Source organism: Ruegeria sp. BK1, from assembly GCF_056535645.1.
This window is the reverse complement of the sequence record NZ_JBQFIS010000001.1, coordinates 293283-311286: the sequence shown is the minus strand read 5'-3', so window position 1 is coordinate 311286 and position 18004 is coordinate 293283. Positions and strand designations below refer to the sequence as shown.

Genomic DNA, 18004 nt, shown 5'->3' with positions numbered 1-18004 from the left:
GATGAACAAAGCACGTCATAACCCGCTGAATACCGCCGCGATGCACGGGGCGCTGATCCTTTACACGCTGATCGCCCTGTTCCCGGTTTTTGTGATCATCATCAACAGCTTCAAATCCCGCCGCGCGATCTTCCGCGAGCCACTGGCGCTGCCGAATGCCGACAGTTTTTCCATGATCGGATATGAGACGGTAATGAAGCAGGGGGATTTCTTCCTCTACTTCCAGAACTCTATGATCGTCACCGTCGCATCGCTGTTTTTCATCTTGCTGTTCGGGGCCATGGCGGCCTATGCGCTGTCGGAATATCAGTTCAAGGGCAACCTGCTGATGGGGCTGTATCTGGCGCTGGGGATCATGATCCCGATACGCATCGGCACTGTGGCGATCCTTGAGATGATGGTGGCCACCGGGCTGGTGAACACGCTTTGGGCGCTGATCCTGGTTTACACCGCGCAAGGGCTGCCGTTGGCCGTGTTCATCCTGTCGGAGTTCATGCGACAGGTCAGTGATGATCTGAAAAACGCGGGCCGTATCGACGGGCTGTCGGAATATACGATCTTTTTCCGGCTGGTTCTGCCTCTGGTCAGGCCCGCGATGGCGACCGTGGCCGTGTTCAACATGATCCCGATCTGGAATGACCTGTGGTTCCCGCTGATCCTCGCCCCGGCTGAAGAAACCAAGACGCTCACGCTGGGCAGTCAGGTCTTTATCGGACAGTTCGTCACCGACTGGAACGCGGTTCTGTCGGCCCTGTCGATGGCGATCCTGCCAGTGCTGGTTCTGTATGTCATCTTCTCGCGCCAACTGATCCGCGGCATCACTTCGGGAGCTGTCAAATGACCAAAGTTCTGATCGCTGGCCTTGGCAATATGGGTCTCAGCCACGCGCTGGCTCATCACAACCACGCGGACGCGCAGATCGTGGGGCTGGTGAACCGCTCGGGCCACGTGGATCACCCCGAGCTGGGCCAATACCCCGCCTATTCGGATTTCCACACCGCGCTGGCCGAGACCAATCCCGATCTGGTGATCATCGCCACCTATTCCGACAGCCACGCCGATTTCGCCTGCGCCGCAATGGAGGCTGGCGCGCATGTGTTTGTCGAAAAGCCGCTGGCCACCAACGTGGCCGATGCACGGCGCGTGGTCGAAACCGCCACTCGCCTGAACCGCAAACTGGTCGTCGGATATATCCTGCGCCATCACCCCTCGTGGATGCGCCTGATTGCCGAGGCGCGCGATCTGGGCGGACCGTATGTGTTCCGCCTGAACCTGAACCAGCAATCCTCAGGCGCTGAATGGGAGACGCATAAGGCGCTGATGCAGACCACATCCCCCATCGTGGATTGTGGTGTGCATTATGTGGATGTGATGTGCCAGATCACCGATGCGCAGCCCGTCCGCGTGCATGGCATGGGCCTGCGCCTGTCCGACGAAATCGCCGAGGACATGTACAATTACGGCCAATTTCAGGTGATTTTTGAGGACGGCTCGGTCGGCTGGTATGAGGCCGGGTGGGGCCCGATGATGTCCGAAACCGCGTTCTTCGTGAAAGACATCGTCTCGCCCAATGGCTCGGTCTCGATCACCGATGGCAACAAGGGCGCGTCGGCGGATATCGACGGCCACACCAAGGTTGGTGGTCTACTGATCCACACGCCGGGCGGTGACCGTACGGTTGAGATGCCCGATGAGCCCGGCCATCAGGAGCTTTGTGACGCCGAGCAGGCGTATATGCTGCGCGCCATCGCAAACGATATCGACCTGACGCGCCACATGAATGACGCCGTCCAATCCCTCGCCATTTGTCTGGCCGCAGATGAAAGCATCCGCACCGGCCAGCCCGTTTCGCTTAAGGAGTCCGCAACATGACTGCTCTGACCTTGACCAATGTGAACAAATCCTTTGGCGAGGTGCATGTCCTGAAAGACATCTCGCTTGAGGTGGAAGAAGGCGAGTTCGTTGTTTTCGTCGGCCCATCGGGCTGTGGCAAATCCACCCTGCTGCGCGTGATCGCGGGGTTAGAGGATGCGTCCTCGGGTGAGATCAATATCGACGGCCAGACCGTCAATCTGGTGCCGCCGTCGAAACGCGGCATCGCGATGGTGTTCCAAAGCTATGCGCTTTATCCGCACCTGAACGTACGCGGAAACATGACGTTGGCTTTGAAGCAAGAAAAGCAATCCAAGGCGGTGATCGAAGAGCGCGTCGCCACCGCCAGCCGGATGCTGAACCTTGAGGAATATCTGGACCGCTATCCATCTGAGCTGTCCGGCGGTCAGCGCCAACGTGTCGCCATCGGGCGGGCCATCGTACGCGAGCCGAAACTGTTCCTGTTTGACGAGCCGCTGTCGAACCTCGACGCGGCGCTGCGGATGAACACGCGGATAGAGATTGCAAACCTGCACCGGGCGCTGGATGCCTCGATGATCTATGTCACACACGACCAGACCGAGGCGATGACACTGGCCGACAAGATCGTCGTTCTGCGTGACGGACGCGTGGAACAGATTGGCTCACCGATGGAGCTGTATAACAACCCTGCCAACCAGTTTGTTGCGGGATTCCTTGGATCTCCTTCGATGAACTTCCTGCCCGAAAGCCTGCTGGATCAGGGGTCAGACACCCTTGGTATTCGGCCAGAGGATCTGTTCCTGTCTGACGACGGCCCCCTGTCAGCGCAGGTCAGCCATGTCGAAAAGCTGGGCGGTGATACCAACGTCATTGCGACCGTTCAGAACCATTCGGTGACGGCGCGCTTGTTCGGGCAACACGCAATTTCCGAAGGCCAAGACCTGCGTCTTGGGTTCGCGCCCGAAAAAGCGTATCGGTTCAATGCTGATGGGCAGCGGCTGCGCTAACCCAATCACGACGATGTGATCAATCTGTTCGGATGATTGTAACACCCTGTCTGCATCGCGCAGGCAGGGCTTTAGCGCGTTTCAGCGCATCAAAAATGAATCTATTTTCAGGTCGAAATACAGCGGCTTTAATGGCGCTGTTAAGAACCTGTCACAAAGACCTCCTAAATGCCGTTCATCAACTTTCATTTTAGCCAGGAGCCATCCATGAAAGACGTCGACAACACCACACTTTCCGCAGACGACTGGGACGAGCTGCACTTCCCCCGCCCCGAGGAAAACGACTTTGACCGCGTGGTCGAAAGCGCCATTTCCCGCCGTGGTTTTCTGGCCGGTGTGGTGGCCTTTGGATCGGGCGCTGCCGCAATGGGCACAGGTCTGCTCAGCTCGACCTCGGCACAGGCCGCTGACGCGTCGCGCTTTGCCTTTACCCCGATCGCAGCCCAGACCGACGGCACCGTTCACGTCCCCGAAGGGTACGAATGGAAAGTCATGATGCGCTGGGGCGATCCGCTGTTCTCGGATGCCGACGGCTATGACATCGCCGATGGTGGTTCGGTCGAAAAATCCGACCGTATCTTTGGTGAGAACACTGACGGGATGGAAACCTTTTCGTTCCAGGGTCACGAACTGATCGCGATCAACCACGAATACCCCAACCGCAAGATCAACCTGCCGGCCGCTGCGGAAGGTGTTCCGGCAAACGCAGGTGATGTTCTAAAGCTGCAGAACATCCAAGGCGTGACAGTCATGGAAATCACCGAAGGCCCTGAGGGCTGGTCTGTTGTCAAAGACAGCCCCTTCAACCGCCGTATTCATCATAACACTCCGATGAAAATCGTTGGCCCCGCAGCCGGTCATGACCTGCTGAAAACCGAGGCTGATCCGACCGGCACCACCTCGTTGGGCACCATGAACAACTGTGGTGCGGGCAAGACGCCCTGGGGCACCTATCTGACCTGCGAAGAGAACTTCAATGGCTACTTCGGCTCGTCGGATGAAAATGCCGCCTATGACCAGAAGGTCTCGGACGGTATGGCGCGCTACGGTATCAAGGCCGAAAGCTGGAACGGTTACGAGTTCTTTGACCCGCGCTTTGACACCTCGAAGAACCCCAACGAGCCGCATCGCGCAGGCTGGATCGTCGAGATTGACCCAACCAAGCCTGACAGCATCCCTGTCAAACACACTGGTCTGGGTCGTTTCAAGCACGAAAACGCCGAAGTCACCCTGGCTGCCGACGGTCGCGTGGTTGTCTACATGGGCGACGATGAACGTGGTGAATACCTGTACAAGTTCGTCTCGAACGGCACCTATCAGCCCGGTGGTGAAACCGAGAGCCTGCTGAACGACGGCACGCTTTATGTCGCCAAGTTCAACGACGACATGAAGGGTGAATGGCTGGCTCTGACCCCGGAAACCACCGGAATGGACGATGCCGAGATTCGCATCTTTACCCGCATGGCCGCCTCCAAAGCGGGCGGCACCACCATGGACCGCCCCGAATGGGTCGCCTCCAGCCCGGTCGCGGTCGAGGCCTATTGCTGCCTGACCAACAACAAGAACCGCGGCGTCAAGCCAAACGCCGGTGGTGATGATACCTCGGTCAACGCGGCCAACCCGCGTGAAGCCAACAAGTATGGTCAGATCGTTCGCTGGCGTCCGGCCAATGACGACCACGCCGCCCAAGCGTTCGATTGGGACCTGTACGTCATGGCAGGCAACCCCACCGTGCATTCCGATGACCGCGCCGGTTCGCCCAACGTGAACGAGGGCAACCTGTTCAACTCGCCCGACGGTATGGTGATCGATTCGACCGGTCTGATCTGGATCCAGACAGACGGGAATGACGACAACGAGGAAGATTTCGCAGGCAACGGCAACAACCAGATGCTGGTTGGTGATCCCGTGACCGGTGAGATTGCACGCTTCATGACTGGCCCGAACGGCTGTGAGGTGACCGGTCTGGCGTGGTCCACAGACCTGCGGACCATGTTTGTCGGCATCCAGCACCCCGGCAGCAACTGGCCCGACAGCGGCACGCCGCGCTCGTCGGTCATTGCGATCAAACGCGCCGATAACGGTCTTGTCGGCTAAGTCCCAAGATCGAAAACCCCCGGCCTGTTTGGTCGGGGGTTTTGTATTTCAGATGTCTTGGCCTTGTGGTGCCAACGGCCCTCCGGGGTCCATCAAGTGGCGTTCAGAGAGCCACGGGTTCAGCTCCAGCGCCTGTTCCAAAGCCTCGCGAGCTTCGTCGATCCGCCCAAGCCCTAACAAAGTCAGTGCACGCCCACTGATTGCTGCCACATGATTGGGCGACAGTTCGATTGCCCGATCCAGATCCGGCAGAGCGGCCTGATAATCCCGGCCCAGAAAATAGGCGAAGGCGCGCTGGTTATACCCTTCGGCATAAGATGGGCAGTAATCTATCAGCGAGTTGAAGTCTTCGATTGCGCCCAGCAGATCGCTTTGACTACGACGTGTCATCCCCCTGTCCAGCGCGACTTGTGCCTTGCTATCCGGTGCATCTGTCCAAAACTCCCAAAGCTTGCCCGACAAAACCTGCGCGGCGCGCTCGGTCTCGGCCTGTTGAATTTGAGAGATAATCCCGGCCACCCCGTCCGAGTGATCCGGAGCGGCGGGACAGTCCTGTGAATGGGCAGCGATGGTGCCTGCGACCAGCACGACAAAGGCTGAGGCGATGTGTTTCATGTGTCTATGGTGACGCGCAGACAGGCTGCGTCAACCCTTGGGCTCGTTCAAGTCTTCGTCATACACCTCGCCACCATGCCGTATGCTGCGTAAACGTACCTTGACCTTGCCCGCCCGAAAGCCCAGCGTCGCGCCATGTTTCCGATCCGTGACCATAACCCCTCGGGGCGCACCCCATACGTCGTCTATCTGCTGATGGCCGCGAACATTCTGATTTTCCTCAGTTATGTGGGCATCGTGAATGACGCGCGGTTGCTCAACCGGCTTTATTTCGACTACGCGGTCATCCCGGCCCGGATCGAAGACGGGGTCGCGTATGAGACGCTGTTCACCTCAATGTTCCTTCACGGCGGCTGGATGCATCTGGCAGGGAACATGCTGTTCCTTTGGATATTCGGCGACAATCTGGAAGACGAGATGGGCCACCTGCCCTTTTTGCTTTTCTATACGATGGCCGGTATCGGAGCAGGCCTGATCCACGTCCTGACGGCCCCGGGATCAGTGGTGCCGACCATCGGGGCCTCTGGTGCAATCGCCGGGGTCATGGGGGGATACCTGTTGATGTTCCCTAAGGCCCTCGTGGATATTCTGCTGATCCTGATCGTCTATGTGCGGGTTTTCACCATCCCGGCCTTCGTCATGCTGGGGGTCTGGCTGGGGATGCAATTCCTGGGCAGCCTTGCCAGCAACCCGGACGAAGGCGGCGTTGCCTATTGGGCTCATACCGGCGGGTTCTTTGTCGGTCTGCTTTTGTGCATCCCGCTTTGGGCGCGGCGGGGCGGTACGCGGTATTGGAACCGAACACATGGCCACCCGCCGCACCCCGAGCATACATACAAACTGTCACAATCCCGCATCCCCCGAATCCCGCGCCGGTAGATGCATATCCTTGCACGACATTGGCGGCCTTGATCGCCTGTGCTGCCGACAACAAAAAAGCGCGCCTCGGACAGGGCGCGCTTGTTCGTCTCAGGGTTCTGCAAGTCAGCCCCGGATCACCTTCGAGAACTGGTCGAAGATCGGTTCATTCGAACAGATAACCTCGCCATCTTCCAAGACGCTACCTTCGGGGTTCAGAGCCTGCACAAAGCCACCGGCTTCTTTCACGATGATGATACCAGCAGCCACGTCCCACGCGTTCAGGCGGCGTTCCCAGAAGCCCTCGTAACGGCCTGCAGCCACATAGGCCATATCCAGCGCCGCAGCGCCCCAGCGGCGCACGCCTGCGCAAGTGGGCATGATCCGCGCCAGATCCTGAAGGGTCGCAGGCAAATCAGAACGTCCGCCAAAGGGCAAACCGGTCGAGAAAATGGACTCGATCATGCGGTGGCGGCCCGAAACGCGGATGCGGGTGTCGTTCATCCACGCGCCCTCACCTTTTTCGGCAAAGAACATCTCATCCTTGGCGGGGTCATAGATCACGCCGGCAACGATCTTGCCCTTGTGTTCCAAAGCGATAGAAATCGCCCAATGCGGCAGCCCGTGCAGGAAATTGGTGGTGCCGTCCAGCGGGTCAACGATCCAGCGGCGTGTCGGGTCTTCACCGGCCTGCCCGCCGCCTTCTTCACCCAGCCAGCCATAGGTCGGGCGGGCACCCAGCAGTTCCTCTTTCAGGATGTTTTCAGCAGCAATATCGGCCTTGGAGACAAAATCGCCCGCGCCTTTCATCGAGACTTGCAGGTTCTCGACTTCACGAAAGTCCTTGACCAGAGACCGCCCCGCCTTGCGCGCGGCTTTGATCATGATGTTGAGGTTTGCACTGCCTACCATTGTCCCACGGCTCCTGTTCGGTCAAACCGCGCGTATACTGATGCAATGCGCCCTTGCCAAGAGGCTTGATGCGCATAGCAGACCCGCGTTTCCCGCCTATTGCGATTGCAGCTTGCGCGCCTCGGTTCCGGCAAGGTCGATCAATTCCTGCACATAGGGTTTTTCAAGGTCCTCAGCCCGCACTGCCGCATACAAGCTACGGGTGATCCCATCCTTGGTCAGCGGGCGGGTCACATAGTCTGAATTGTACTTCACTTCCCTCACCACCCAGTCTGGCAACACCGAAATTCCGCGATTTGATGCGACCAGCAATAAGATCACCGCCGTCAGTTCCACCTGCCGAATAGCGGCTGGTTCTACCCGCGCCGGGATCAGCAATTGGCTGAATACATCCAACCGGGTGCGCTCGACCGGGTACGTGATTAGGGTCTGGCCGCGAAAATCCTCGGCCTCGATGAAATTCTTCTGCGCCAATGGGTGTGCCGAGGCCGCAACAAACACCGCGTCATAGTCGAACAGTTTGATGAACTCGACCCCCGGCAGGTCCTCAGGGTCGGACGAGACGACCAGATCGACCTCTTCCTTTTGCAGCGCGGGCAAAGCGTCAAAGGCCAGACCGGGGCGGATATCTACATCCACATCGCCCCAGGATTTGCGAAAGGATTCCAGCACCGGAAAAAGCCATTCGAAGCAGGCATGGCACTCGATGGCGATATGCATTCGACCAGTGCGCCCATCGCGCAGCGAGGAGAACTCCTGCTGCGTCGCTTCGACCTGCGGCAGAATCTGTTCGGCCAGCCGCAACAGGCGCAGCCCCGCCGCAGACAGTTTCATCGGTTTGGAGCGGCGCAGGAACAATTCCACGCCGGCCTGATCCTCAAGACCTTTGATCTGATGGCTCAGCGCCGACTGAGTGATATTCAACTGATCCGCCGCGCGGGCCAACCCGCCGCACTCATGAATCGCCTTGATTGTGCGCAGGTGCCGAAATTCGATATGCATTCAATGGAACTCATGTTGTTCTTGAGGAATATGAGTTTGTCTCACAATGCGTCACATGGCACAAGACCCACAACTGGAATATGCGAGGCCATGATGACCCAACCTGAGATTTCATTCGAGTTCTTCCCGCCCCAAACGCTCGAAGCTTCGTTCCGCCTTTGGGATACGGTTCAAACGCTCGCCCCGCTTGAGCCCCGATTCGTCTCGGTCACCTACGGCGCAGGCGGCACAACACGTGAGCTGACTCGCGACGCGGTCGCCACCTTGCACAAATCATCCGGCCTGCCGGTTGCCGCGCACCTGACCTGTGTGGATGCCACGCGCGAAGAAACCCTGAAAATCGCCGATTCCTTTGCAAAAGCAGGCGTGCGGGACATCGTGGCCTTGCGCGGCGATCCCCCCAAAGGACAGGAAAAGTTCGTGCCTCACCCGGAAGGTTTTGCCAATTCGGTTGAGCTGATCAAGGCACTGGCTGACACTGGAAACTTCAACATCCGCGTGGGTGCCTATCCCGACATCCACCCCGAGGCCCAATGCGCCCGTACGGACATTGACTGGCTGAAAGCCAAGCTGGACGCGGGAGCTGACGAGGCGCTGACACAGTTCTTTTTCGAAGCCGAGACGTTCTTTCGCTTCCGCGATGCGTGCGCCAAGGCGGGCATCGACAAGCCAATCGTGCCGGGCATCCTGCCCATCGAAAACTGGAAGGGCGCGCGCAGTTTTGCCAAACGCTGCGGCACACGTATCCCCGCGTGGGTTGAACAGGCTTTTGATAAGGCGATCCGCGACGACCGCGAAGACTTGCTGGCAACCGCACTGTGCACCGAGCTCTGCTCGGATTTGATCGAGGGCGGTGTGGACAAGCTGCATTTCTACACGCTGAATCGCCCCGAATTGACCCGCGACGTTTGTTTCGCCTTGGGCATTACGCCTAAAGCCGATCTGCAAAACGTGGCCTGAGCGAAAAGTCGGCTCTCACAAGCACATTCACCAGAACAATCCTGCAGTGCATGGCGGGATTGTTCTACGTTTAGCCTCAAAAAAACCATCAAATTTGACAAAAATGCGGCCATCCCAACACTAAGAGCACGTTGTTGTTTTAACGAGTGTTTTGGGTATGGAAGCTGTTGAAAAGATGAAGGCCCGCGCTGCTGCGATGGCCGCCCTTGGCCTAGATCAGACCGCCGGTTCTGAGGATATCAGACAAGCGTGGCGCAACATTGCGTTCAATGTGCATTCTGATCGAACCAGGGGCGACAGCTCGGAATTTACCCGTGCGAAAGAAGCCTATGACCTGTTGCGGCTGGAAGGCTTGGTCAGCAAGGGCGCGCAGCCCGGCAAACCACGACGTCCGAAATTGCGCAAGCGGGTCATCTCGCTGGATATTACCGATATCGATGCCTGCCGGATACTTTTGAACAAAGCGCTTCCGCAAGGTGCCGGCGGCGCAGACAAGACTTGCACCGCTGACCCGATTGCCGATTCCGATCACATCCCCGAGGCGGTCGGCTTTCATGGCCGTAACCTGACCTATTTCGTGTCCTCGCCCGTTCGGCAGGGGCAAAACCGGGTGGCTTTGCCCACTTCGGTTCTGGCTGGTGCACGCCGTACCGAAACCGAAGTGCTGAGCTTTCAGGCCAAGGAAACCGGCGGTGGAGAGGTTGTCGTTCCGGATACGATCCGCGATCGTAAATTCCCCGGCGCCAAAAGCGTGCGTATCCGTTTCGATGCTGACCAGCAGATGCGAGACGAATTCTGCCTGGCAAGCTGATCAAAACGAAAAAAGCCCGGCGAGTAACAGCCGGGCTTTTCTGTGAGTGGACCCTTAGTTCGAGATCGGGCCTTTCGAAGTGAATTTCGGAATGACTGCGGTCGATGCTTTCGCAGGCTCGATCCCCGGCCAGTTGCCTTCGGCCAGGTTGATGTTGCCCGGAATGTCTTCTTCAAAGAACCCAACAACTACATCGGTGATGTTCAGGTAAAGCTTGTCATCAACGATGCGCCACAGGTTCGGGTTTGCCGGAACCTTACCGCCGCGCGAAACACCATAGGCACAGTGCCCGTCATATTCCGGTGCGTAATAGGCGGGGTTTTCCAGAAACTTGTCGCGGTTCTCTTCAGTCGAGAACGCCCATGTCGCACCGTTATATTCTGCGGTGATGTCGGAACGGCCACGCACACCTTCTGGCTGGGACTGACCAACCGGGGCCTGATCCAGGCTGCGGTAGGCTACAACATCGTAACCCGATACAGCGAATCCGGTACCGTCTACATACTGATCACCGGCAAAAGCGGGAACAGCGAAAGCCAGGGTCGCTGCAACGGTTAGGGCAAAACGTTTCATATAGGTCGTCCTTTTGTCCTCAGGTTTAAGGGGCACCCGTGTTCCGGGCCTGCTCAGACAATAGGTGATTCCAGCCGACAGAGCAGTCCTGCTCGCGGGCCTGTGACGTCGAATGAAGAAACGTGAGACTATTCCTGCCGAATGTTACAGAAAGAAGCAAACAACCGGGGTTGGACTCGGCGCTTTGCAATATTAGCTGTTGTGACGGACGGACAATTCACCCCAGATTTGCTGAGAAAGGCAAGAGATGAGCGAGCAATCGACCTATACCCCCCCGAAGGTCTGGACATGGGACAGTCAGAATGGCGGGCAGTTTGCCAATATCAACCGCCCCATCGCCGGTGCAACCCACGATAAGGATTTGCCTGTCGGACGCCACCCCCTGCAGCTGTATTCACTGGCCACGCCAAACGGCGTGAAGGTCTCGGTACTGCTGGAAGAATTGCTGGCCCTGGGTCATGAAGAAGCCGAGTATAATGCGTGGCTGATCAATATCGGCGAAGGCGATCAGTTCGGGTCGGGCTTTGTCGAAGCCAACCCAAACTCGAAAATCCCTGCGTTGTGGGACCGATCGGGCGACAAGCCGGTACGCGTGTTCGAAAGCGCCTCGATCCTGTTCCATCTGGCCGAAAAGTTTGACGCCTTCCTGCCCAAGTCAGGACCCGAGCGGACCGAGGTAATGAACTGGGTGTTCTGGCAGATGGGCAGCGCGCCCTATCTGGGCGGCGGATTTGGCCATTTCTACGCCTATGCGCCCGAGAAATTCGAATACCCGATCGACCGCTTTACAATGGAAACCAAGCGTCAGCTTGATGTTCTGGATAAGCAACTGGCGGAGAACACCTATATTGCTGGTGAAGACTATACCATTGCCGACATGGCCATCTGGCCCTGGTATGGGCAACTGGTTCTGGGTCGCCTTTACGATGCGGCCGAATTCCTGGACGTCGAATCCTACAAGAATGTCATGCGTTGGGCCAAAGCGATCGACGCACGCCCAGCCGTTCTGCGCGGACGCATGGTGAACCGCCCCTTTGGCGAAAAGCACTTGCAGCTTCATGAGCGCCACGAAGCCAGCGACTTTGAAACCCGTACGCAGGACAAGCTGGAAGCTGCTGCGGAATAAACCTGTCGGGCCTCGCCGGGATCTGGTGAGGCCCTATTTATCTGAGGATCGGTGGCTTTTCCGGGTCACTGCCCGGCGCGATCCGCTGGAACTTAGAGGTTTTCGGCTGCGGTAAATCGAACCGTAGCCCCACCCGCGCCAGAGCGGACGCGGCAGCGTCGTGGGCTGCAAAAAAACCCACATCCATTGCGCCCGCCTCGATCCCTGAAAAAGTCAGCGCTTCGGACGCGGCCTTGGCCAAGTCCGCTTCCGCCCCTTCAACCGCGCCGACAAAACCCAGAAGGTGGCCGGTCCCCCCCTCAGATGTCTTGGTGCCAACCAGATAGGCGGATTGCGCCAGACCAACGGCCGTTGCCAGTTTGGCATCCAAAGCCGTCAGTAGATCGTCGGGCAAACCGACTGGGGGCAGGAATTCCGACAAGTGCTGCTGCACCTCTTCCGGCGCGTGCTGCAAGGTGGTCGCCAACCAGCCCAGCGCCTCGGACGGGATCAGCATCGAGGACGGTGCGACCTCAAGATTCAGGCCCAATCCGATGCCCTGCCCGGCCAACATATTCGACAACACCCGCCCTGACAGGGCGACGTAGGGAACAGGACGTTCAGCAAAGCGCGCCAAACGATCCTCGCGGTCGAACGCCAGAACAAAGCGGCCATCGGCCACGTCAAACAACTCGGGCGAGATGTTTTCGCCCTTTGCCTCTTCGGTCAGAAGCAGGAACAGTTCGCTATCGGCCAGCCGCTCAAAGAACCGCAACCGGGCGGCATCGTCCTGCGGCGCGGCCTCCATCCCGGAATGGGCCGAGTCCAGAGCGGTCATGTCAGTCATTCAGAACCTCGTGCACCCGCGCGCGCAGGACCGGCAGAAGGTCGGCCTCGAACCACGGGTTTTTCTTCATCCATGCCGTATTCCGCCACGACGGATGAGGCAAGGAAAAGACGCGCGGCGCATGGTCCTGCCAGTTGCGTACCGTCTCGGTCACGGACCCGCGCGCCTTGAGGTGGTATTTATGCGCATGCCCCCCGACCAACACAGTCAGCGGCACATCACCCAGCGTCTGCATCACCTTGTCATGCCACGTCTGCCCGCAGATCGGTGGCGGCGGCAGATCGGCCTTGCGCGCGTCATAGCCCGGAAAGCAAAAGGCCATCGGCACGATCGAGACACGGGCGCGGTCATAAAACACGTCTTCCCCGATCCCCAACCAGTCGCGCAGACGATCCCCCGAGGGGTCCGTAAACGGACGGCCCGAGGCATGAACCCGCGCGCCCGGCGCCTGCCCTGCGATCAGGATCGGGGTACCTTGTCTAAACCAGACGACCGGGCGTGGTTCATGCGCCGTTTCGGTTGCGGCAAACCTGTCGGCGCAGATTCGGCAGGCGGCGATGTCTTTTTCGAGGGAATTCATCAGATCGCAAGGTTTCCTGAAGCACAGTGGTTGACACCTGGCAACAAAGATAGTCACCGCAGTGGCGAGAACCAACAGATGGAAAAGTCACAATAACAACAGCCTGCGGCAGCGCGGATTGATCATCATGTGCAAAACTGGACATAATGCCGCCAACATGGCCGGACATGAGTCATGAGATCACGCCGTCCGGCTGCGGCAAGAATAAGCAGACAGGCCCAAAATGCTTGAGTTCGAGAATGTCAGTAAGTCCTTTTGGACCGGGACACGCCGTAAGGTAATCCTGGACCGGGTCTCGTTCCGGGTCGAACTTGGCACCTCAATCGGCATTCTCGCCCCGAACGGGACGGGCAAAACCACGTTGATCAACATGATGGCGGGGTTGGAAAAGCCGGACGAAGGCGTCATCCGCAAATCCTGCCGGGTGTCCTTTCCAATGGGGTTTACGGGTGGCGTGGCCAACAAACTGTCGGCACTGGAAAACGCGCGTTATATCGCCAAGATCTATGGTATGGACCCCGACTATGTCGAAGCCTATTGCAAGTGGCTATGTGGTCTGGGCGAGTATTTCGATCAACCGATGGCGACCTATTCCTCGGGGATGCGGGGGCGGTTTACTTTTGCGCTGATGCTGGCGCTGGACTTCGACATGTACCTGATTGACGAGGGCATGCCCGCCACGACGGATATCGAATTTAACAGGAAAGCAGGGGATATCCTGCAAGAAAGGCTTCGGACGACGACATTGGTGATCGTGTCGCACAACCCGACCGTGTTAGAAAAATTTGCACAGCAGGCCGCTGTCCTTGTCGATGGGCAACTGCATGTGTTCGACTCCTTGGAAGAGGCAAAACAACTGTATGACTACCAAACCCAAGGCTAGAATATACAACTGGCGACGCAAACGTCAGGGTCCGGCAGATGCCGAGGCCCGCGCCGACGCGATCTCACGCATTCGCAAAGCGACGCAACCACCCGAGGCGGCCAATGATGCACAGACCTCTGAGCTGGAAAAGATCAAGGCTGAGGGGCTAACCGGTCGGCAGCTTCGCATTGCGCGAAAGCTGGCGCAGAAAAACGGGGTCGAGGCGGACTCGGATTATGATGCTGTGCGCTTGTTGCACAAAAAGGGTATCGACCCATTCGAACGCAGCAGTCTGCTGGACCTTGCCGCCGAGAAAAAGCGTGTCGAAGATGAAACCAAAGACAAGGTGACGATCCAACTGCCTCAGCCCATTCTGCAATCGCCCGAAACTCTGCCCGGCCCCGAGATGAGCCCCGCGGAACGGCGCAACTATGAGATCGGGCAAATTCAGAAGGACATCGCGCGCCGCCGCAGACGCAAACTGTTTGCTCTGTTTGCGCGTTTGGCAGTGTTTGTATTGCTGCCGACGCTTGTGGTCGGGACTTATTTCTATCGCTTTGCAACGCCGATGTATGCCAGCGATTCGGCCTTCTCCATACTTCAAGCGGATGGCGGCGGAGCCTCATTCGGAGGTTTCTTGGCGGGCACCCAATACGCAACCGCGCAGGATTCGGTTGCCACGCAGGAATTTCTGGAATCCAAGGACGCTCTGCTACGGCTTGAGCGCGATATGGGGTTTTCCGAGATATTCAAACAGGACTGGATTGATCCGATCCAGCGTCTGTCGCCCGACGCAAGTCTGGAAGAGACCCACAAGCTGTACATGCGGATGATCACCATCGGCTATGACCCCAGCGACGGCATCATCCGCATGGAGGTCGCCGCGCCCACACCTGATATCGCAGTCGCGATCTCGGACAGGTTGCTGTCCTATGCCGAAGACACCATCAACGGACTGTCCGAACTGAAACGCGAAGACCAGATGCGCGACGCCGTGGCCAGTTTCGAACTGGCGCAGGAGGCACGCAACAAAGCGCAGGAAGCCCTGATCGAAGCGCAGCTGCAAGGCGCTCTGCTAGACCCAGAAAACGTGCTTGCCGGCCTACGCGGCCGAATAAACACGCTTGAGGCGCAATTGCAGGATAAAGAACTGCAACTGGCTTCGCTTTTAGACAATCTGCGGCCCAATCAGGCCAAAGTGGACGGTGTACGCGCCGAAATTGCGCGCTTCGAAGAAGTGCTGGAGGAGCTGAACGCCGAGATGTTGGATGTCTCGGCTGGCGAAAACTCGCTGGTGCGTCTGACCTTGCGAATCCAGACTGCGCAGGCTGATCTGGCCGCACGGGACATGATGCTGCAAGCAGCCATGCAGCAAATGGAAACCACCCGGACCGAGGCCAACCGCAAGGTGCGGTATCTGACCGTCTCAGTGAACCCGGTTCCCAGCCAGGATCCGACCTATCCGAGGAAATTCGAAAATACGATTTTGGCATTCCTGTTGTTTGCTGGTATCTACCTGTTGATCTCGCTTACCGCGTCGGTCCTTCGTGAACAGGTATCCTCGTAAGACACATGAAACATGTAAAAATCTCCGATCTCACGGTCGGCAATGATCTGCCTCTGACAATCATTGCCGGTCCATGTCAGCTTGAAAGCGCCGATCATGCCCAGATGATCGCCGGCAAAATGAAAGAGGCCTGCGATGCGGCCGGAGCACAGTACGTTTTCAAGGCGTCATATGACAAAGCTAACCGTACTTCCTTGTCCGGTGTCCGTGGCCTGGGTATTGACGCTGGATTGAAAGTTCTGAGCGATATTCGCAACTCGATGGGTATTCCTGTTCTGACTGATGTTCATACTGAATCCCAATGTGCCCTAGCGGCCGAGGCCGTAGACGTCTTGCAGATTCCCGCCTTCCTCTGCCGCCAGACGGATATGTTGCTGGCTGCTGGTGAAACCGGGAAAGCCGTTAACGTCAAGAAAGGTCAGTTTCTTGCGCCTTGGGAAATGGGCAACATCGTTGACAAGATCGAAAGCACGGGAAACACGAATATCCTCCTGACGGAACGCGGCACATCTTTTGGATACAACACACTGGTTGCTGATATGCGCGGCCTGCCGCAAATGGCGAAAACGGGCTACCCGGTCGTGATGGACGCAACGCATTCGGTACAGCAACCAGGTGGCAAAGGTGGGTCCTCTGGCGGTCAGCGGGAGTTTGCGCCGGTCATGGCGCGTGCGGCAGTGTCATTGGGTGTCGGAGCTGTGTTCATTGAAACCCATCAGGACCCTGACAATGCGCCATCTGACGGCCCCAATATGATCTATCTTGACCAGATGCCGCAACTTATTGACACTTTGATGCGCTTTGATGCGCTGGCCAAGGCAAACCCCATTCAGATTTAACGATTGAGATTTTCTATGACCAAACCAATCCCCGAGGTGACCCCGAACACCTGGAGCTTTCTGCGCGATGCCATGATCAAACCCACGGGTTTCCGTGAATATGACGCCAGGTGGAAATACCCCGAGGAAATCAACCTGCCCGGCATGACCGCGCTGGGTCTGGGGCTTGGGACGCAGATGCGCAGGCGCGGGATTGCACCGGTGATCGCGGTGGGAAACGACTACCGCGACTATTCGCTGGCCATCAAGAACGCACTGATCCTGGGGCTGATGCAGGCCGGCATTCAGGTCAAGGATATCGGCCCAGCGCTCAGCCCCATGGCCTATTTCGCGCAATTTCATCTGGACGTGCCGGCGGTTGCTATGGTCACTGCCAGCCACAATCCCAACGGCTGGACCGGGGTCAAGATGGGGTTTGAGCGTCCTCTGACCCATGGCCCTGATGAGATGTCCGAGTTGCGCGATATCGTCCTGAATGGCGAAGGACAACCCCATGAGGGTGGCTCGTATGAGTTCGTGGACGGCGTGAAAGAGGCTTATATCGACGATCTGGTCGGCGATTTCAAAATGTCTCGCCCGCTGAAAGTGGTCTGCGCCACCGGGAACGGCACCGCCTCGGCCTTTGCACCCAAGATATTCGAACGAATGGGGGTCGAGGTTGTGCCCAGCCACAACCGGCTGGACTACACGTTCCCCAACTACAACCCGAACCCCGAAGCGATGGAGATGCTGCACGACATGTCCGACAGCGTGAAATCCAGCGGTGCCGATCTGGCGCTGGGGTTTGACGGCGACGGCGACCGGTGTGGTGTTGTCGATGACGAGGGCGAAGAGATTTTCGCCGACAAGGTCGGTGTGATCATGGCCCGCGATCTGGCCAAACTGTACCCGAACGCGACCTTTGTGGCTGATGTGAAATCAACCGGTCTGTTCGCCAGTGATCCGCAGTTGCAGGCCCATGGGGTCAAGGCCGACTACTGGAAAACTGGCCACAGCCACATGAAGCGTCGCGTCAAGGAAATCAACGCGCTGGCCGGGTTCGAGAAGTCGGGCCACTACTTTCTGGCTGAACCGATCGGACGCGGCTATGACTGCGGCATGCGCGTGGCGGTTGAGATCTGCAAACTGATGGACCGCAACCCCGATCAGAGCATGTCTGATCTGCGCAAGGCCCTGCCCAAGACATGGTCGACTCCCACCATGTCGCCCTATGCGGCAGATACCGAGAAATATGACATCCTTGCCCGTCTGGTCGACAAGCTGGTGGCCAAATCCGAGGCGGGTGAACCCTTTGGCGGGCGCGCGATCAAAGAGGTCGTCACCGTCAATGGCGCTCGGGTCATTCTGGACAATGGTAGCTGGGGTCTGGTGCGGGCGTCCTCGAACACGCCAAATCTGGTCGTGGTCTGCGAAAGCAGCGAAAGCGAGAATGAGATGCGCGCGATATTTGCCGATATCGACGCTGTCATCCGAACAGAACCCGGCGTTGGCGACTACGACCAGACAATCTAG

General features: G+C 58.0%; 18 protein-coding genes. 12 read left to right on the top strand and 6 right to left on the bottom strand.

Annotated elements, in window-relative coordinates:
• Position 1: 1 nt before the first annotated feature.
• The 4 genes from ACR3E7_RS01510 to ACR3E7_RS01495 all read left to right on the top strand — a co-directional run bounded on the left by ACR3E7_RS01510 (position 2) and on the right by ACR3E7_RS01495 (position 4958).
• Complete coding sequence (locus tag ACR3E7_RS01510; RefSeq protein WP_170352414.1) at positions 2-841, top strand: carbohydrate ABC transporter permease; 840 nt, start codon at positions 2-4, stop codon at positions 839-841.
• Positions 838-1872, top strand: a complete 1035-nt coding sequence (locus ACR3E7_RS01505; protein ID WP_480503254.1) for a Gfo/Idh/MocA family protein — start codon at positions 838-840, stop codon at positions 1870-1872. The genes ACR3E7_RS01510 and ACR3E7_RS01505 overlap by 4 nt, the downstream gene beginning before the upstream one ends.
• The gene (locus ACR3E7_RS01500) at positions 1869-2861 is read left to right on the top strand and encodes an ABC transporter ATP-binding protein (RefSeq protein ID WP_480503255.1); all 993 of its coding nucleotides are present in this window, start codon (positions 1869-1871) and stop codon (positions 2859-2861) included. The genes ACR3E7_RS01505 and ACR3E7_RS01500 overlap by 4 nt, the downstream gene beginning before the upstream one ends.
• A gap of 207 nt (positions 2862-3068) precedes the next feature.
• On the top strand, positions 3069-4958 hold the full coding sequence (locus tag ACR3E7_RS01495; protein WP_480503256.1) for a PhoX family protein: 1890 nt from the start codon (positions 3069-3071) through the stop codon (positions 4956-4958).
• 48 nt (positions 4959-5006) lie between these two features.
• On the opposite strand, the gene ACR3E7_RS01490 is transcribed toward ACR3E7_RS01495, so the two are convergent.
• Positions 5007-5573, bottom strand: a complete 567-nt coding sequence (locus ACR3E7_RS01490; RefSeq protein WP_170783913.1) for a tetratricopeptide repeat protein — start codon at positions 5571-5573, stop codon at positions 5007-5009.
• Positions 5574-5708: 135 nt separating this feature from the next.
• On the opposite strand from ACR3E7_RS01490, the gene ACR3E7_RS01485 reads away from it, so the two are divergent.
• On the top strand, positions 5709-6452 hold the full coding sequence (locus ACR3E7_RS01485) for a rhomboid family intramembrane serine protease (protein WP_480503257.1): 744 nt from the start codon (positions 5709-5711) through the stop codon (positions 6450-6452).
• Between the two features lie 105 nt (positions 6453-6557).
• Here the strand turns inward: ACR3E7_RS01485 and ACR3E7_RS01480 are convergent, their stop codons facing one another.
• Complete coding sequence (locus ACR3E7_RS01480) at positions 6558-7343, bottom strand: inositol monophosphatase family protein (protein WP_170788212.1); 786 nt, start codon at positions 7341-7343, stop codon at positions 6558-6560.
• A gap of 96 nt (positions 7344-7439) precedes the next feature.
• A complete protein-coding gene (locus tag ACR3E7_RS01475) occupies positions 7440-8345 on the bottom strand; it encodes a LysR family transcriptional regulator (RefSeq protein ID WP_480503258.1) in 906 nt (301 codons plus the stop codon).
• A gap of 93 nt (positions 8346-8438) precedes the next feature.
• On the opposite strand from ACR3E7_RS01475, the gene metF reads away from it, so the two are divergent.
• Together metF and ACR3E7_RS01465 are read left to right on the top strand one after the other, a co-directional pair.
• The gene (gene metF, locus ACR3E7_RS01470) at positions 8439-9305 is read left to right on the top strand and encodes a methylenetetrahydrofolate reductase [NAD(P)H] (RefSeq protein ID WP_170769821.1); all 867 of its coding nucleotides are present in this window, start codon (positions 8439-8441) and stop codon (positions 9303-9305) included.
• A 157-nt stretch (positions 9306-9462) separates the two neighbouring features.
• A complete protein-coding gene (locus ACR3E7_RS01465) occupies positions 9463-10116 on the top strand; it encodes a J domain-containing protein (protein ID WP_480503259.1) in 654 nt (217 codons plus the stop codon).
• 54 nt (positions 10117-10170) lie between these two features.
• Here ACR3E7_RS01465 and ACR3E7_RS01460 read toward each other — a convergent pair whose 3' ends face one another.
• Entirely contained in the window at positions 10171-10689 is a 519-nt protein-coding gene (locus ACR3E7_RS01460) for a YHS domain-containing (seleno)protein (RefSeq protein WP_170783904.1), read from the bottom strand.
• A 247-nt stretch (positions 10690-10936) separates the two neighbouring features.
• Between ACR3E7_RS01460 and yghU the strand changes: the two genes are divergently transcribed.
• Complete coding sequence (gene yghU, locus ACR3E7_RS01455) at positions 10937-11815, top strand: glutathione-dependent disulfide-bond oxidoreductase (protein WP_480503261.1); 879 nt, start codon at positions 10937-10939, stop codon at positions 11813-11815.
• A 37-nt stretch (positions 11816-11852) separates the two neighbouring features.
• Here yghU and ACR3E7_RS01450 read toward each other — a convergent pair whose 3' ends face one another.
• Positions 11853-12641 carry an SseB family protein gene (locus ACR3E7_RS01450; RefSeq protein WP_480503262.1) on the bottom strand — a complete coding sequence of 263 codons (789 nt, stop codon included), beginning with the start codon at positions 12639-12641 and terminating at the stop codon, positions 11853-11855.
• On the bottom strand, positions 12634-13221 hold the full coding sequence (locus ACR3E7_RS01445; RefSeq protein ID WP_480503263.1) for a uracil-DNA glycosylase family protein: 588 nt from the start codon (positions 13219-13221) through the stop codon (positions 12634-12636). The genes ACR3E7_RS01450 and ACR3E7_RS01445 overlap by 8 nt, the downstream gene beginning before the upstream one ends.
• Before the next feature lie 223 nt (positions 13222-13444).
• Here ACR3E7_RS01445 and ACR3E7_RS01440 point away from each other — a divergent pair, with 223 nt between their 5' ends.
• From ACR3E7_RS01440 to ACR3E7_RS01425, 4 genes are read left to right on the top strand one after another with little or no spacing between them, the layout of a single operon-like run.
• Positions 13445-14104, top strand: coding sequence for an ABC transporter ATP-binding protein (locus tag ACR3E7_RS01440; RefSeq protein ID WP_480503264.1), 660 nt, complete (start codon positions 13445-13447; stop codon positions 14102-14104).
• Positions 14082-15653: a KpsE/RkpR family capsule polysaccharide export protein gene (locus ACR3E7_RS01435; RefSeq protein WP_480503265.1), complete on the top strand. Its 1572-nt coding sequence runs from the start codon at positions 14082-14084 to the stop codon at positions 15651-15653. Before ACR3E7_RS01440 ends, ACR3E7_RS01435 begins: the two co-directional genes overlap by 23 nt.
• A 5-nt stretch (positions 15654-15658) precedes the next feature.
• Positions 15659-16492 carry a 3-deoxy-8-phosphooctulonate synthase gene (kdsA, locus tag ACR3E7_RS01430; protein ID WP_170788204.1) on the top strand — a complete coding sequence of 278 codons (834 nt, stop codon included), beginning with the start codon at positions 15659-15661 and terminating at the stop codon, positions 16490-16492.
• A 15-nt stretch (positions 16493-16507) separates the two neighbouring features.
• Positions 16508-18004, top strand: coding sequence for a phosphomannomutase/phosphoglucomutase (locus tag ACR3E7_RS01425; protein ID WP_480503267.1), 1497 nt, complete (start codon positions 16508-16510; stop codon positions 18002-18004).

Bases quoted from the DNA above. Each gene is read 5' to 3' on its own strand.
- ACR3E7_RS01450 (WP_480503262.1), bottom strand. From the start codon at position 12,641: ATGACTGACATGACCGCTCTGGACTCGGCCCATTCCGGGATGGAGGCC.
- ACR3E7_RS01445 (WP_480503263.1), bottom strand. From the start codon at position 13,221: ATGAATTCCCTCGAAAAAGACATCGCCGCCTGCCGAATCTGCGCCGAC.
- ACR3E7_RS01465 (WP_480503259.1), top strand. From the start codon at position 9,463: ATGGAAGCTGTTGAAAAGATGAAGGCCCGCGCTGCTGCGATGGCCGCC.
- ACR3E7_RS01425 (WP_480503267.1), top strand. From the start codon at position 16,508: ATGACCAAACCAATCCCCGAGGTGACCCCGAACACCTGGAGCTTTCTG.
- ACR3E7_RS01505 (WP_480503254.1), top strand. From the start codon at position 838: ATGACCAAAGTTCTGATCGCTGGCCTTGGCAATATGGGTCTCAGCCAC.
- ACR3E7_RS01460 (WP_170783904.1), bottom strand. From the start codon at position 10,689: ATGAAACGTTTTGCCCTAACCGTTGCAGCGACCCTGGCTTTCGCTGTT.
- ACR3E7_RS01475 (WP_480503258.1), bottom strand. From the start codon at position 8,345: ATGCATATCGAATTTCGGCACCTGCGCACAATCAAGGCGATTCATGAG.
- ACR3E7_RS01440 (WP_480503264.1), top strand. From the start codon at position 13,445: ATGCTTGAGTTCGAGAATGTCAGTAAGTCCTTTTGGACCGGGACACGC.
- yghU (WP_480503261.1), top strand. From the start codon at position 10,937: ATGAGCGAGCAATCGACCTATACCCCCCCGAAGGTCTGGACATGGGAC.
- ACR3E7_RS01485 (WP_480503257.1), top strand. From the start codon at position 5,709: ATGTTTCCGATCCGTGACCATAACCCCTCGGGGCGCACCCCATACGTC.
- ACR3E7_RS01435 (WP_480503265.1), top strand. From the start codon at position 14,082: ATGACTACCAAACCCAAGGCTAGAATATACAACTGGCGACGCAAACGT.
- ACR3E7_RS01510 (WP_170352414.1), top strand. From the start codon at position 2: ATGAACAAAGCACGTCATAACCCGCTGAATACCGCCGCGATGCACGGG.
- ACR3E7_RS01480 (WP_170788212.1), bottom strand. From the start codon at position 7,343: ATGGTAGGCAGTGCAAACCTCAACATCATGATCAAAGCCGCGCGCAAG.
- metF (WP_170769821.1), top strand. From the start codon at position 8,439: ATGACCCAACCTGAGATTTCATTCGAGTTCTTCCCGCCCCAAACGCTC.
- ACR3E7_RS01490 (WP_170783913.1), bottom strand. From the start codon at position 5,573: ATGAAACACATCGCCTCAGCCTTTGTCGTGCTGGTCGCAGGCACCATC.
- ACR3E7_RS01495 (WP_480503256.1), top strand. From the start codon at position 3,069: ATGAAAGACGTCGACAACACCACACTTTCCGCAGACGACTGGGACGAG.
- ACR3E7_RS01500 (WP_480503255.1), top strand. From the start codon at position 1,869: ATGACTGCTCTGACCTTGACCAATGTGAACAAATCCTTTGGCGAGGTG.
- kdsA (WP_170788204.1), top strand. From the start codon at position 15,659: ATGAAACATGTAAAAATCTCCGATCTCACGGTCGGCAATGATCTGCCT.